The organism is Lentibacillus daqui (assembly GCF_027186265.1).
Taxonomy (GTDB): Bacteria; Bacillota; Bacilli; order Bacillales; family Amphibacillaceae; genus Lentibacillus_C; species Lentibacillus_C daqui.
Map to the genome: position 1 here is coordinate 1,722,965 of NZ_CP114176.1, position 16,590 is coordinate 1,739,554.

13 protein-coding genes are annotated in these 16,590 nt (G+C 41.6%); all 13 read left to right on the plus strand.

What is annotated here, in order from left to right; all coding sequences use genetic code 11:
* Window position 1 precedes the first annotated feature (1 nt).
* The 13 genes from O2S85_RS08695 (at window position 2) to argF (ending at window position 16,570) form a co-directional block, all read left to right on the plus strand.
* Window positions 2–1,609, plus strand: a complete 1,608-nt coding sequence (locus O2S85_RS08695) for an ABC transporter substrate-binding protein (RefSeq protein WP_269412259.1) — start codon at window positions 2–4, stop codon at window positions 1,607–1,609.
* A gap of 310 nt (window positions 1,610–1,919) precedes the next feature.
* On the plus strand, window positions 1,920–3,524 hold the full coding sequence (locus tag O2S85_RS08700; RefSeq protein ID WP_269412260.1) for an ABC transporter substrate-binding protein: 1,605 nt from the start codon (window positions 1,920–1,922) through the stop codon (window positions 3,522–3,524).
* Between the two features lie 72 nt (window positions 3,525–3,596).
* The gene (locus tag O2S85_RS08705; RefSeq protein ID WP_269412261.1) at window positions 3,597–4,541 is read left to right on the plus strand and encodes an ABC transporter permease; all 945 of its coding nucleotides are present in this window, start codon (window positions 3,597–3,599) and stop codon (window positions 4,539–4,541) included.
* 51 nt (window positions 4,542–4,592) lie between these two features.
* The gene (locus O2S85_RS08710) at window positions 4,593–5,450 is read left to right on the plus strand and encodes an ABC transporter permease (RefSeq protein WP_269412262.1); all 858 of its coding nucleotides are present in this window, start codon (window positions 4,593–4,595) and stop codon (window positions 5,448–5,450) included.
* Between the two features lie 33 nt (window positions 5,451–5,483).
* Entirely contained in the window at window positions 5,484–6,509 is a 1,026-nt protein-coding gene (locus O2S85_RS08715) for an ABC transporter ATP-binding protein (RefSeq protein ID WP_269412263.1), read from the plus strand.
* Complete coding sequence (locus O2S85_RS08720) at window positions 6,502–7,500, plus strand: ABC transporter ATP-binding protein (RefSeq protein ID WP_269412264.1); 999 nt, start codon at window positions 6,502–6,504, stop codon at window positions 7,498–7,500. Before O2S85_RS08715 ends, O2S85_RS08720 begins: the two co-directional genes overlap by 8 nt.
* Before the next feature lie 20 nt (window positions 7,501–7,520).
* Complete coding sequence (locus tag O2S85_RS08725; RefSeq protein WP_269412265.1) at window positions 7,521–7,970, plus strand: hypothetical protein; 450 nt, start codon at window positions 7,521–7,523, stop codon at window positions 7,968–7,970.
* Window positions 7,971–8,125: 155 nt separating this feature from the next.
* A complete protein-coding gene (argC, locus tag O2S85_RS08730) occupies window positions 8,126–9,169 on the plus strand; it encodes an N-acetyl-gamma-glutamyl-phosphate reductase (protein WP_269412526.1) in 1,044 nt (347 codons plus the stop codon).
* Between the two features lie 12 nt (window positions 9,170–9,181).
* Entirely contained in the window at window positions 9,182–10,405 is a 1,224-nt protein-coding gene (argJ, locus tag O2S85_RS08735) for a bifunctional ornithine acetyltransferase/N-acetylglutamate synthase (protein WP_269412266.1), read from the plus strand.
* 13 nt (window positions 10,406–10,418) lie between these two features.
* Window positions 10,419–11,228, plus strand: coding sequence for an acetylglutamate kinase (gene argB / locus O2S85_RS08740; protein WP_269412267.1), 810 nt, complete (start codon window positions 10,419–10,421; stop codon window positions 11,226–11,228).
* Entirely contained in the window at window positions 11,225–12,394 is a 1,170-nt protein-coding gene (locus tag O2S85_RS08745; RefSeq protein WP_269412268.1) for an aspartate aminotransferase family protein, read from the plus strand. The genes argB and O2S85_RS08745 overlap by 4 nt, the downstream gene beginning before the upstream one ends.
* 19 nt (window positions 12,395–12,413) lie before the next feature.
* A complete protein-coding gene (gene carB, locus O2S85_RS08750; RefSeq protein ID WP_269412527.1) occupies window positions 12,414–15,605 on the plus strand; it encodes a carbamoyl-phosphate synthase (glutamine-hydrolyzing) large subunit in 3,192 nt (1,063 codons plus the stop codon).
* Window positions 15,602–16,570, plus strand: coding sequence for an ornithine carbamoyltransferase (argF, locus tag O2S85_RS08755; protein WP_269412269.1), 969 nt, complete (start codon window positions 15,602–15,604; stop codon window positions 16,568–16,570). The genes carB and argF overlap by 4 nt, the downstream gene beginning before the upstream one ends.
* Window positions 16,571–16,590: the final 20 nt, after the last annotated feature.

Below are 16,590 nucleotides of genomic sequence, written 5' to 3' on the forward strand. Positions count from 1 at the left end.
GATGAAGGTTTACAAATCATTGCAAATCATATTACGTTTAATAATCTCATTAGTCATTATTGGTTTAATTGGCTGTTCAAAGGATAGTAACAGTCAGAATGCAGATAAAGAAACAGACGGTACCCCGGTTAAGGGAGGAGAGCTGAATGTGGCGATCGGATCTGAGCCGGATTCCCTTGACTGGATGTATATTTCTGCGACTGCCACAAGAGACATCGCTTGGAATATGTTTGAAACTCTATTTGCCTTAGATCAGGATTTTGGTGCAAAACCAATGATTGCAAAGGACTATAAGCTTAGTGATGACGAAAAGACCTATACTATTCAGTTGCGTAAAGGGGTGAAATTTCATAATGGCGCCACCGTGACAGCTGATGACGTTGTTGCCTCCATTGAACGTTGGGAAAAAGTATCCTCTGTCGGGAAGATTACTGGTAAATATATTAAGCGAGTAAAAGCGATTGATGCGTATACGGTTGAAATTAAATTAAAGGAAATTTACCATGCTTTTGTTTCCGATATGACTGCTCCAAAATCAGCCTTGATTGTCATACCTGAGGAAATTGCCAACGAAGCAGATGATAAGCCGCTTAAGCAGAACCAGCTTATTGGAACTGGCCCATATCAATTTGAAAAATGGGATAAAGGAAATGAAATTGTTTTAACCCGGTTTGATGATTACACAGCTCGTGAAGAAACAGATTGGAATGGTTTAACCGGAGAGAAAGTGGCTTACCTTGATAAACTTAATTTTCAAATTGTGAAAGACCCACAAGTAATGGTAAATGGATTAAAGACAGGAATATACGATTATGTTGAAAGCATTCCAGCCGATTTGTTTGATGTTATTGATGCTAATGCAGAATTAGACCCGGTTACCTACATGAATGGGTATAACATTATTTCAATGGATAAAACAGAGGCTCCGTTTGACGATATTAAGGCTCGTCAGGCGCTTCAATACGCATTGGATAAAAAGTCAATTGCTCAGGCTGCATACGGAAATGAACAATTTTATAGTTTTGATGGAGCATTATTTGATCCGGAACAAGGGGAACTTTATTCAGATAAAGGAATAGACAACTATTTAGCTTATGACAAGCAGAAAGCAAAAGAACTGCTTAATGAGTCAAATTATAATGGGAAGACGCTGACCATTTTATATTCCAATGACACAGCGGAGTATGAGAAGATTGCGCAAATTGCCAAACAACAAATGGAAGAAATAGGATTTAAGGTGAAGTTAGAACCTTATGAATGGGCGACCTATCTGGAAAAATGGATGGATCCATCGAATTGGGATTTAGTTGTTATTGGTTGGTCTACCCGGTTTTCTCCTAGTGAACTTGGTATGCTGGAGTTAAATGCGGCAAGAAGCGGCTGGTATACAAGCGAACGCTGGGAAGAATTAATAAATCAGTGGGGAACGGCCAAATCAACGGAAGAGAAACAAGAAATTTTAGGTGAAATGAATCAAACCATATATGATGAACTACCATTTATAAAAATTTCTAATGTGAAGCGGTTTGACGCCAAAAGTAATAAAGTTCGTCATTTGGAGAACTGGGTTGGACCTCGTTTTTGGAACACCTGGAAACAAATGGAGTAGAATGTAACGGAGGTCCCGTTTATAACGGGCTTCCGTTTTACATAACTACAAGATAATGACGAAATTTTAGTTCACGTATTAAATTTTAATACATAAGTTAAATGGTGGGATTACTTTTGTTTTTGAACCCTAATTGCGAACTCGTTACTGTATATTTTATCGATAAAAGACGCTTTTATACTGTGTGAAAAATATAAAGAGGTATTGGCTTAAAAGTACAGAAGAGAATAAGTACAGAAGAGAATAAAAAATTATAAGGATGATAGATAGTTTTATAGAATTACTGATAAGGTGTAAATGGGGGATTACCGTGAATATCAAAAAATATAATCATATTTTTATTGCAATATTAGGTCTGTTTCTAATGAGTGGTCTCATCGGCTGTAGTAAAGATGCCGCTTCAGACGGAAATACAGACTCCGCTAAGCAAAAACCAACAGAAGGCGGAACATTAAATGTCGCGATATCCGCCGATCCAGACACGATTGACTGGATGTATACAGGGGCCACAGTAACCCGGGATGTAGGCTGGCATATATTTGAAACACTGTTTGCACTAGATAAAGACTACAAACCTAGACCAATGATTGCGGAGGATTATGAAATAAGTGATGACCAAAAAACCTATACAATCAATATTCGTAAAGATGTGAACTTTCACGATGGTTCTGCTGTTACCGCGGATGATGTGGTTGCATCGATTGACCGATGGAGAAAGGTATCTTCTGTTGGAACTATCGCCAGCGAATACATTGATCAGGTAAAAGCAACAGATGAACATACGGTTGAGATAACGTTAAACCAAGTATATAGCCCACTTTTGGCGGATATGGCTGCACCAAAATCGGCGCTTACCATTATCCCGGAGAAGATTGCTAAAGACGCTGGGGAACAACCATTGCAACCAGAGCAACTTGTAGGTACCGGTCCATTTAAATTTGAAACATGGGACCGCGGAAGTGAAATTGTCCTTGCTAAATTCGAGGATTATTCTGCTCGAGATGAAACCGACTGGGGCGGGTTAACTGGGAAGAAAGTAGCTTACTTGGATGAAATTAAGTTTCAAATTGTCAAAGATCCACAAGTAATGATTAATGGTTTAAAAACGGATCTATATGATTATGTGCAACAAGTACCACCGGATTTATATCAAATGGTCGAAAGTGACCCCAAAATGGATCCAGTGTCATATATTAATGGCTACTCAACGATTACACCGAACAAAGCAAAAGCACCATTTGATGATATAAAGGCACGTAAGGCATTAAACCATGCCCTGGACAAAAAGACCATTGCTGAGGCAACCTATGGAAACGATGAGTTTTATCACTTTGATGGCGGATTGTTTGACCCCGAACAAAAGGAATTATATACAGAAGACGGAACAGATGGTTATTTGGCATATGACAAGGACAAAGCGGAACAGCTCCTAGAGGAATCAAGTTATGATGGAAAGCCAATCACAATCATGTTTAGCAATAGTTATCCTCGTTATGAAAAAATTGCCGAGGTGCTCAAGGAACAATTAGAAGAAGTCGGATTCAAAGTTGAACTGGAACCATATGAATGGGCAACATATTTGGAAAAATGGCAGGATCCAAAAAATTGGGATCTGGTTGTCGTTGGCTGGTCAACCCGTTTCTCCCCGAGTGAGCTTGGTATGCTAATTTTAGATACCAATAGTAGCGGCTGGTACAACAGTGATCGTTGGGAAAAATTATTAAATCAATGGAGCACTGCCAACTCTAGGGAACAGAAGAAGGAGATTTTAGCGAAAATGAACCAGACCGTTAACGAGGAACTTCCGTTTATTAAGGTAGTTAATGAATCTACTCTTGATGCCAAAAGCGATAAATTAAAAGACTATGATAGCTGGGTCGGACAACGGTTCTGGAATACTTGGAAGAGTAAGTAAATGATTATGTAGGAAGCATTGTCATTTTGTATCCCGACGTGCTTCCCTTTTCATTCAAAGGAGGGAAATAAGTTGCTTCAGTATACCATACGTCGATTAATATCCATCATACCGGTTATGTTTATTGTCAGTATTATTGTTTTTTTAATTGTTCATTTGACACCTGGGAACCCAGCCTTTCTTATTTTGGGGGAAGACAGTTCAGAAGAAAGCATTGCCCAATTGGAAAGCCAGCTTGGATTAGATAAGCCAATGGTGATCCAGTTCTTTGATTGGATCAAAAACATTGTTACAGGGGATCTTGGACAATCGGTTTACTCATCGGAACCGGTTTTAAATATTATTATTGGTCATTTTGGCCCAACATTTAGTTTAATGATTCTTTCGTTAATACTCGTTTTACTGATTGCAATTCCAACGGCTATTTTTGTTGTATGGAAACGGAAAACGGTTTTGGATCCAATGTTTATTTCGGTGTCACTGCTTGGTGTTTCGATTCCGGAGTTTTGGTTTGCGATGTTATTAGTACTTGCTTTTGGAGTAGCAATTCCAATTTTCCCTGTTGCCGGATATATCCCAATGGCAGAAGGATTTGGTGATTGGCTATACCATCTTTTACTACCTGCTTTTGTGCTGGCAGCTGTTGAAATTGGCCTGATTGCACGGATGCTGCGGGATGGCATGCTTGATTCCGTAAATCAGGATTATACACGGACTGCACGTGCTAAAGGTGTCAAAGAAAGCAGGGTGTTAATGAAACATGTGTTTTCCAATGCGTTGATCCCTACAACAACTGTTATCGGTACAACGGTAGCTGGTTTACTTGGTGGAACGGTGATTTTGGAAACTATGTTCACCATCCCTGGGATTGGTCAGCTCTTAATCGATTCGATCCACCGAAGAGATTACCCGGTTATTCAAGGAGTTGTCTTATTTATCGCTGCGATATATGTTTTGGTAAATCTGGTGGTCGATTTGCTTTATGCGTTTTTGGACCCAAGAATACGCTACGATTAAACCGGAACTATTTGTTGAAATGGGATCAAAATCAAAAAGGGGTTTTCAACCATGTTAAAGAAAAAGCGTAATTTGCTATCATTAATCGTACTTGTCCTTATGGCAGTGGCTACAATCACGGCTTCATGGTGGCTCCCGTTATCCCCATACGATATTGACTCTGGCAATCGATTATTGGGACCGACTGGGAAACATTGGTTTGGGACAGACGACTTTGGACGGGATATATTTGCCCGGACTGTTATTGCAGCTCGGGTATCCCTGCTGGTTGGTGTAGTTGTTGCATTTTTGTCAACTATGTTTGGAACCATTACCGGATTAATCGCCGGATATTACAAAAAAGCAGATTTCATCATCATGCGGATAATCGATGGCATGCTGGCTTTCCCGGCACTATTGCTTGCATTGGCATTGGTAGCGGCATTGGGTGGTAGCATTACAAATATTATCATTGCTTTGACGCTAGCTTTTTGGCCGGTTATGACCCGGGTTGTCCGGTCAACGGTACTGCAAATTAATTCGATTCAATATGTGGAAGCGGCTAAAACAACAGGGACAAGTGATCTGGTTATTTTAACACGCTATGTTTTGCCAAATATCCTTTCCCCAATTATTGTGCAAGGAACGTTTATTTTTGCCAAGGCAATTTTGGCCGAGGCAGCACTTAGCTTTTTAGGGGTTGGGGTCGATCCTTCTACACCGACTTGGGGAAATATGCTGCAGGAATCACAAATTTACATTACTATTGCACCATGGTTTTCTATTTTTCCGGGGCTTGCTATTGTGATTACTGTACTTGCCTTAAATTTGCTCGGGGATGGGTTGCGAGACGCATTTGATCCACATGCAAAAAAATTGAAAAAAGCAACGAAACGTTCCATGAAACAACGAAAACAAAAATTTGCCTAATTATTAGGTTTCAGCATCAAAGGGGTGAGCAATATGTTGGAAGTAAAGAATCTGAAAGTCCATTTAGATACACCAGATGGCATAGTAAAGGCGGTTGACGACGTGTCATTAACCGTAGAAGCGGGGGAAACGATTGGCATTGTTGGGGAATCTGGAAGTGGTAAAAGTGTGCTTGCCCTCTCCATTATCCAACTTAATCCACAGCCTCCCGCTTTTTATCCTAAGGGTGAGATTCTGTGGGAAGACCGAAATCTATTGGAACTGAATGAACGGGAACTACGTAATATTCGTGGAAATGAGATTGCGATGATTTTTCAAGATCCGATGTCCAGCTTAAATCCGGTTTTTCGGATCGGAGAACAGTTAATAGAAGCGATTCGCACCCACCAGCCGATGTCAAGTAAAGAGGCCGAACAAAAGGCTTTGGAGCTGTTATCTGACGTGGGCATTCCGGATCCCAAACGCCGATTACGGGATTACCCGCATCAGTTTTCCGGTGGAATGCGGCAGCGGGTTTTGATTGCGATGGCTCTAGCCTGTCAGCCGAAATTACTGATTGCAGATGAACCAACAACTGCACTGGATGTTACTATTCAAGCACAAATATTGCATTTGATGAAGGATATTCAACAAAAATATGGAACGGCAATTATGATCATCACGCATGATTTGGGAGTTGTTGCAAATTTAGCGGATAAGGTGTTGGTAATGTACTCTGGTCGAATTGTCGAGGAAGGAACGGTAGAGGATATATTTTACCGAACGTCCATGCCTTATACGTGGTCACTTCTGCGTTCATTGCCGCGTATTGATGCGGACATCCAGGAACGTCTCCTGGCAATCCCAGGACAGCCGCCAAATCTTGTAGATCCGCCGGCAGGATGCAATTTTCATCCCCGCTGCCCGTTTGCAATGGAGGAATGTACGCAAGTGGATCCATCTTTGACTACTAGGGGTGAAGGCCATCGCGCTGCGTGTATTCTTACAAATGAGGAATTTACTGTGCGTAAACAAGAAATCGAAGCTACTGAACAAAATGAGGTGAATAGTCTTGACTGAGTCTTTGCTGGAAATACGTGATCTTCATGTTCACTTTCCGATTAATAATGGGCTATTTAAAAAATCGAATGCTAGCGTAAAAGCGGTTAATGGTATCGATATATCGGTTGATAAAGGTGAAACGATTGGTATTGTCGGGGAATCCGGGTGCGGGAAAAGTACACTTGCCCGAACGATTATCGGGCTCCAAAAGCCGACGTCTGGAGATATTTTGTTCGAAGGGGAAAGTATTACTCATTATAATTCGAAACAAATGCGTCGGTTACGTGAGGATGTACAAATGGTTTTCCAGGATCCGTTTACAAGTCTGAATCCACGGATGAAAGCCGGCGATATCATTGCAGCACCATTAAGGGCATATAAGCGGATAACGAATGAGGAACAACAGGTAAAGGAATTAATGGAACTTGTTGGTCTAAAACCTGATGATTATCATAAGCTTCCCCATGAGTTTTCCGGCGGTCAACGGCAGCGTATCGGGATTGCTCGTGCGATTGCTTTAAAACCGAAATTAATTATCTGCGACGAACCAGTGAGTGCCTTGGATGTGTCAATCCAGGCTCAGGTGATTAATTTGTTTGAAGACTTGCAAAAGGAACTGAATCTTACTTATGTATTTATTGCACACGATTTATCGGTTATCAAGCATATTGCGGATAAGGTAGCTGTCATGTATTTGGGGAAAATGATGGAGGTGTCAGACGGCGAATCGTTTTATCGAAATGCACAGCATCCATATACGAATGCATTATTGTCGGCGATTCCATTACCAGACCCAAAAAAAGAGCAGTCACGCAATCAAATAGTATTACGTGGTGAACTGCCATCTCCTGCTAATCCACCAACCGGGTGTGTATTTCATACAAGATGTCCCTTTGCTACAGAGCTTTGTAAAGCTAATATTCCAGCATTAGAATCTAAAGGTGAGGACAATCACCAAGTAGCTTGTTTTTATCCGATTAACAAGAAAGATGCTACACCTGTACAGTAATTGCAACAAGGGGGATAATTATGACTGAGCGAAACAAAATTACGCAAATGGATGCATTTTTAATCGAAACAATACGTGCGAATGGTATATCAAACCAAGAACTGCTTGAAAAAGTAAAACAAGGCAATGTAAGTGAATGGAAAAATTTCAATCCCCATTTTGATTTTACGCGGTTGGTTGATTTATACCAACAAGATACAGAAACACTTTCTTGCATATTAAACGATGGGTACACCCTGAAGTTTGTGACTATTAAGGGGATTCAACGGTTACTTAGGCTTAAATTCGGTATGGAAGCAGATAAAGATTACCGGCACACCGAAAATGGACTCAGCGGCATTTCTGTTACAGAAAAACAATTAGCGGTTATTAACGATATGTTATCTCCAAACTGGACGATTCATGTTGATGCCACAAGCGATAAAATAAATTATGAAATTAGTATTCTGCAAACCTACGCTCTAAACTAATAGTTTGTGAAAACAGCTCATACCAAAATGAGCTGTTTTTTATTATAAATGATTTAATTCTGAAAAAGTGAAATTATAATATAAAAAACTATTGCATTTTTATACATAAATATGTATAATGATACACAATCAAATTAATCGTAAGGGGCTGACAAATCTTGAAGGTAGGAATTGTAGGTGCAAACGGATATGGTGGAGCGGAACTCATCAGGCTGTTGCACAATCATCCTCATGTAACATTAGAATTGCTTGTATCCAACTCCACCCAGGGACAGTATATTGTTGATCAGTATCCGCATTTACATAGCATTGTGGAACTTCCGTTGGAAAAGCTGGATGCGGAGGGAGTAAGCAACCGGGTCGATGTCCTATTTTTCGCAACACCTTCAGGGGTAACCAAAGAAATTGCCCCTTCGTTTATCGAAAAGGGGGTGCCGTGTATCGATCTTTCCGGTGATTTCCGCTTAAAGGATGGCAGCTTATACGAACAATGGTATCAACAATCACCAGCTGACCCGGAATATTTAAGGCAGGCGGTATATGGGCTCCCGGAGCTTTACCGAGAAAGGATAAAAGAAAGCACATTTATTACTAATCCCGGTTGTTACCCAACAGCTGCCATACTCGGAATCATGCCTGCCTTAAAAACGGAAATAATCGATATAAATGGTCCGATTATTATAGATGGGAAAACTGGGGTATCTGGTGCCGGACGAAAACCATCACAAGGAATCGTGTTCTCTGAAATCAATGAAAATACCAAAGCTTATAAGCTGGCAAGCCATCAACATACACCGGAAATTGAACAAATCATTTCTGATATTCACGGACAGAATATACATTTATCATTCACTGCCCATATTGTTCCAATGACGAGAGGGATTTTGTGTACAACATATTTGCCGTTAAAAAAACCGTTAACTGATAGTGAAGCAGTGCAGTTGTATCAGGAAATTTATCAAAATGAACCTTTTGTTCGGGTTAGACCAAAGGGTATCTCGCCGACAACGAAAGAAGTGTATGGTACGAACTATTGTGATATTGGTCTTGCGGTTGATCAGCGCACAAATTTGTTAATCGTCGTTTCAGTAATTGATAATCTTGTTAAAGGTGCGGCGGGTCAGGCAATCCAAAATCTGAATCTATTAAATAATTGGGATGAGCGGACAGCACTTGATGTAATTCCGGTTTACCCATAGAAGGAGGAAAACATGGCAAAACAATTGGCGCAGATCAACAAGGTAGAGGAAGGCATTACGACACCCAAAGGCTTTCACGCCGGGGGTCTGCACTGTGGCATCAAGCGAAAACGACACGATCTTGGCTGGCTATATTCAGAAGTTCCGGCAAATACGACTGCTGTCTACACGACAAATCTTTTTCAGGCAGCACCTTTACAGGTTACAAAGGATAGTATTGCAACAGCACAGAAGATTCAAGGTTTACTGGTTAATTCCGGAGTAGCCAATGCCTGTACTGGTGAGGAAGGTTTACATAATGCCTATCACATGCGTCATTTATTCGCTGAGAAGTTGGGTGTTGCTGACAACTTCATTGCAGTCAATTCAACTGGGGTCATCGGGGACCAATTGCCAATGGAAAAGCTTGTTGCTGGAATTGAAGCTATCCATCTCGATAAATCTGTTCCAGCTGACTTTGCAAAAGCAATCTTAACGACTGATACATTTACCAAAAACGCCTGTGTACAGCTGGAACTGGATGGGAAGCTGGTAACCATTGGCGGGGTTGCTAAAGGATCCGGAATGATTAATCCCAATATGGCGACAATGCTTTCGTTTATCACAACCGATGCAGCAATCGAATCAGAAGCATTGGATATGGCTTTACGAACTGCTGTAAACCAGACGTTTAATTGCATTACCGTTGATGGAGATACAAGCACCAATGACACAGTAATGGTGATGGCAAATGGTCAGACTTCGAATAAAACAATCACTATAGCGGATGAAGATAATCTTTCATTATTCACAGAGGCTTTAATACAAGTTTGCCAATCGCTAGCCAAGCAGATTGCCAGAGATGGCGAAGGGGCAACCAAATTAATTGAGGTACAAGTGAAAGGTGCCAATAGTAAGGAAGATGCGCAAGTAATTGCCAAATCGATTGTTGGCTCAAGTCTTGTCAAAACAGCGGTATTCGGCGCTGACGCCAACTGGGGAAGAATTATTTGTTCGATGGGCTACAGCGGTATTACGTTTGATCCAAATAAGCTTACCGTTTCGCTTGGTACGAGTAAAATTATCGATAACGGTTTACCAGTTTTATTTGATGAGGCGGTTGTACATGAATATTTAAAGCAAAATGAAAGAATCATTATTCAGGCGAATTTAAATAGCGGTATGCAGGAAGCGATGGCATGGGGCTGTGATCTTTCCTATGATTATGTAAAAATCAATGCTTCCTATCGTACCTAAGGGGAGGAAAGCAATGGCATATGTAGTTATCAAATGTGGCGGCAGTATTTTACCGCAACTTCCCAAAACGTTTTACGAAAATATCGTCACCATAAAAAAAGCATATCACGTACAGCCAGTGATTGTACATGGCGGTGGTCCAATGGTCTCCTCTTTGCTTGAAAAACTGAACATTGCCACGTCATTTGTTGATGGTATGCGAGTCACTACAGAAGATGTTCTGGATGTTGTAGAGATGGTTCTATCTGGATCGATTAACAAGCAGATTGTCCGAAATATCCATGTGAGTGGTGGTGATGCGGTTGGATTAAGTGGCGTTGACGGTAGATTGTTGGAAGCACAACCATTGCAACATAAGCAAAGATTGGGGTTTGTAGGTGAAATTAAAACGGTGAATACGAAAATGTTGACGGAGATAACCGCACAACAGCAAATCCCGGTTATTTCCCCCATAGCAGTCGGTCAAAGTGGACAGCGTTGGAATATCAATGCTGACTTGGCAGCCGGAGCTGTAGCCAAGGCACTCCATGCTTCGCTATATATGGTCACAAATGTTGCAGGGGTTTTACAGAACGATAGCGTGATTTCCCGTTTGGATGCCCAAGACGTAGAAATGATGATCGAATCGGGACAAATTCATGGTGGAATGATTCCGAAAGTCCGGGCAGCAATTAGCTGTTTACAACAAGGTATCAAACGTGTTGTCATCTTCAACGGCCTGGAGCAGGATAGCCTGATTAAACTGACAGTCGGGAAACAGGTGGGAACCTCATTTACTTTACAGCGGGAGCCAGCGAATTTGCAGCAAGGAGGAATACGATGAAGACAGATACCATGATTTCGCCATTAATGCAGACATACAATCGATTTCACGTAAATCCTGTAAAAGGAAAAGGTTGTTATGTTTGGGATGCAGATGGTCATCAATATCTGGATTTCACCTCGGGAATCGGCACTTGCAATCTCGGGCATGTACCAGATGCAGTCAAGACGAAATTGATGCAACAACTGGAGAATCTTTGGCATTGTTCCAATCTATATCACATCAATGTACAAGAGCAATTAGCCGTAGCTTTAACCGAAAATAGCTGTCTGGAACAAGTGTTTTTCTGTAATAGTGGTGCAGAAGCAAATGAAGCGGCCATTAAGCTTGCTCGTTTATACCATCCAGAAAGAAGTAACATCATCACCTTTCAACAATCATTTCATGGACGCACCATGGCGACACTAAGTGCATCCGGGCAGGAAAAAATTCAGATCGGTTTTGCTCCGTTACTCAGCGGGTTTACTCAATTTCCTTATAATGACCTTGATCATTTAACTAAATTGAAAGAAGAATTACCTGCTGCGGTGATGCTCGAGCTTGTTCAAGGGGAAGGCGGGGTCCATCCGGCAGAACAGCAATGGATTGATGAACTGGTGCAAATTTGTACAGATGATGACATCCTGCTGATTGTCGATGAAGTACAGACAGGGATGGGACGTACTGGTACCTTATTTGCCCATGAGCAGTATGGGTTTGACCCCGATGTGGTAACAATTGCCAAAGGATTGGGTTCCGGCTTTCCTATCGGGGCGATGATGGCGAAAAAGGAAGTTTCCAAGGCGTTTCAGCCAGGAACTCATGGCAGCACGTTCGGGGGGAATCCACTGGCCGCAACAGCTGGATTAGCGACTATCAACGAATTGCAACATACATCAGCAATCGTAAACGGGGAGGAGAAAAGCCATATTTTACTGACGTACCTCAATCAACTAAAACAGGATTTTCCACAACTAAAAGCAATTCGCGGTCGTGGATTATTAATTGGAATAGAAACAGACAGTTCAGCAGGTGACATAGTCAAGGCAGCCATCAAGGAAAAATTACTGATTCTAACAGCGGGACCAACCGTTATCCGACTGCTACCGCCATTAACGATTACTGAAGATGATGTTACGTTGTTTGCAAAAAAGTTTCGAAATGCATTGCAACAAGTGTATGCATAACTTACAGGGGGGATGACTTATCGAAACGGTTAAAAAGGTACTTGTTATTGGTTCCGGACCAATTGTGATCGGGCAGGCAGCTGAATTTGATTATGCTGGTACAGAGGCATGCCTGGCATTGAAAGAAGAAGGCATCGAGGTTGTATTACTAAATAACAACCCGGCAACGATTATGACCGATGAAACAGTCGCTGATTCTATTTATCTGGAACCAATGAATCTTGCAACACTTGAAAAAATCTTCGAAAAGGAACGTCCGGACGGCATGATTGGTACGCTTGGCGGGCAAACGGGATTAAATTTAACATTACAAGCTTATCAATCCGGATTATTGGAAAAGTATCATGTGCAATTATTAGGTAGTACCGTAGATTCGATTCAAAAAGGAGAGGACAGGGAACAATTCCGCTCCCTGATGAAACAGTTGAACGAACCAGTTCCGGATTCATATATCACGACAACGCTGAATGATGCGATTGATTATGCAGATAAAATCGGTTATCCGGTTATTGCCCGTCCTGCCTATACACTTGGTGGTACAGGTGGTGGATTTGCCGAAAACAAACAACAATTACAGACGATTGTGACCACTGGGCTAAAACTAAGTCCCATTCACCAAGTGCTAATCGAAAAGAGCATTAAAGGCTGGAAAGAAATCGAATTTGAGGTGATACGTGACATTCATGACAACTGTGTGATTGTTTGCAGCATGGAAAATGTTGATCCTGTTGGCGTCCATACGGGGGATTCAATTGTTGTCGCTCCGGCAAAAACGTGGACCGAACAACAACATACCATGTTATGTACTGCAGCGGTAAACATCATTCGCAATCTTGGTGTGATCGGTGCTTGTAATATCCAAATTGCACTGAAACCAGATGCCAATGAATATGCGGTGATTGAAGTCAATCCCAGGGTCAGTCGTTCTTCAGCATTAGCTTCAAAGGCTACTGGTTGTCCAATCGCCAAAATTGCTACCAAATGCGCTCTGGGTCAATCATTGGATTCCTATTTCCCAACCAAAAATGCTACAGTTCATGAGCTTAACATCGATTATACAGTTGTCAAAATCCCGCGGTTTTCGTTTGATAAATTTCCTACAGCGGACAGAAAACTGGGTACGCAGATGAAAGCAACCGGGGAAACAATGGCAATTGATCTAACTTTTGCCGCGGCGTTAAACAAGGCGATTCGTTCGTTGGATAATGGATTGCATTCATTAGCACATCCATTGATTGCTGGTAAGGATTATTCAGTTTTATTGCAACATATGCAACAGCCTACTGATCTAAGACTGTTTGCTGTAGCCGAAGCACTTCGTCAAGGAAAAGGTATTACGGAAATCTACCAGCAAACTTCCATTAGCAAACCTTTCTTAATCGAAATGAAACAAATGGTTGAAATGGAGCAAATGCTTGCGAATGAATCATTGGAGTCCGTGACCAAGGAGCAGTTGTTAAAGGCGAAACAAATGCAATTCAGCGATGTGGCCTTGGCAGCATACCTGGGGACAACCGAGCAACAAGTACAGCAAAAACTAAAAGCGAACCAGTTAACCGCTCGTTATCAGGTCGTTCAATCAGAAAATCATTTTCCTTATTTTTATTCGACCTGGCAACGGGAAGTGAATCCGGAAAAGGCATCGAATGACCCGAAAAAAGTATTAATTTTAGGTTCCGGCCCGATCCGAATTGGGCAGGGAATGGAGTTTGATTATAGCTCGGTTCATGCTGTTTATGCTTTGAAAAAATTAGGATATACCACAGTGATTATAAATAACAACCCGGAAACCGTTAGTACGGACAGTGCGGTTGCCGATCGATTATATTTTGAACCATTAACAACAGAAGATATTCTGGCAGTAATCGAACACGAACAAATAACAGGTGTCATGATTCAGTTTGGGGGGCAAACAGCGATCAATTTAGCGCGCGAATTGACTGGAGCTGGAGTTGCGATTTACGGAACCTCAACAGAAAATATTGATTTACTCGAGGATCGTGAGCATTTTTATCAGCTATTAAAGCGAATCAATATCCCGCATATTGAGGGCGAAATGGCGTATAGTGTATCGGAATTGCAGGCTTGCGCTCAAAAAATCGGTTATCCGGTTCTTGTCCGGCCATCTTATGTTATTGGCGGGCAATCGATGTATATTATTCATGAGAAAGCAATGTTGGATACGTATTTAGAAATATTAACGGATTCAGATCAACGTATATGGCCAATTGTTGTTGATAAATATACACCCGGTCTGGAAGCGGAGGTAGATATTATCAGTGATGGAACACATTGCTTCATACCTGCGATTGCCGAACATGTGGAACGTGCCGGCGTGCATTCCGGAGACAGTATCGCGGTGATGCCACCCGTCCAACTATCTGATGCTCAACAAGCTCAACTGATTAAATACGCGACATCCATTTGTCGTGAAGCAAATATTGTTGGCCTGGTGAATATGCAGTTCGTAGTTACAGATCAACAAATCTATGCACTTGAAGTGAATCCAAGGGCATCACGAACAATTCCAATGATCAGCAAGATAACAGGAATTCCGATGGTCGAGCACGCCATTCGCGTACAGCTTGGAGAAAAACTTGGTGAGAACCGTTTTCCGGAACCCATTGACTATTATGCTGTGAAAGTACCAGTATTTTCTTCGGGACAATTAGCAGGTGTCGATCCGAAGCTGGAACCTGTCATGAAATCGACTGGAGAAACACTCGGTCTTGCAATGGATTACCAGGAAGCATTGGCAAAGGCTGCCGATACAAAAGCGTATACATTAACAAAGGACCCGGAAAAGCCATATCTGTTATGTTCAGTTTCCGATCGGGAAAAGTCGTTACTTCTACCGATACTAAAACAACTTGGTCAGCACTTTACCTTACTGGCAACACCGGGAACAAGTGCATATTTAACCAAACATCATATGCCAAACCAGAAGATTGACAATGATGCCGAAACAATGGAGCAGTTGTTTGCCAAGCAGACATTAGCAGGGGCAATTGTTATTCCAAATGGGTTACAACAGAAGAAAAATGGCGAGCAAATACGAACATTGGCGATTAACTATCAGGTTACATTATTTACCTCAGCAGAAACATTACAAGTTGCATTTGATGGTATGGTTCGGACAGCAACCAGTGTTACATCACTTCAGGAATATCATCAGCAGTACACAACGTATAAAAAGGGGATGTTGATTTGAAAAGTGCAGTGACAAAAGCGAAGGAAGCACGGCCAGTGTTGCAGCAAAAGGACTTCTTAACATTACACGCACTTGATGGTTCGGAAATGATGGCATTGCTTGATGAAGCTGTCAAATTGAAGAAAGAAACAAAAGCAGGCGTTCATAAACCATATTTACAAGGGAAAGTCCTTGGAATGATTTTTGAGAAAGCGTCCACCCGTACGAGGGTTTCCTTTGAAGTTGGTATGCAGCAGCTCGGTGGAAATGCAATATTTTTAAGTAAACAGGATATACAATTGGGACGCGGGGAATCGAATGCAGATACCGCTAAAGTATTATCAAGATATGTGGATGGCTTAATGATTCGAACCTTTGGGCATGACATCATTGAAACTTATGCAAAAGAGGCCACGATTCCGGTGATAAACGGTCTGACGGATATGCACCATCCAACACAGGTGCTGGCCGATTTATTAACAATATACGAATACAAGGGAAAACTTGCTGGATTGAAGCTTGCTTATCTGGGAGATGGCCATAACAATATGTGTCATTCCCTGATCGAGGGGGCAGTAAAGACAGGTATCGATATGACTATTGCCTGTCCTGCCGGTTATGAACCAGATGATGGAATTTACCAAACGATGAAGCAAGAAGCGGAAGAAAACGGAAGTACACTAACTTGCAGCGAAAACCCGATTGAGGCCGTAACTAATGCGGATATTGTTATTACTGATGTATGGGCCAGTATGGGAAAAGAAGCGGAAAGTGAGGAGCGTCATTTTCACGAGTTTCAAGTGAATCAAACACTTTGTCAACACGCTAACGAGGATTATATCTTTTTACATTGTCTCCCGGCCCATCGTGGAGAGGAAGTAACAGCAGATATTATCGATGGACCGCATTCAGTTGTTTTTGATGAAGCAGAGAATCGATTGCATGTACAAAAGGCATTACTAAAAATATTATTATCAAATGAATAGGAAGCTTGTTAATTAAATGG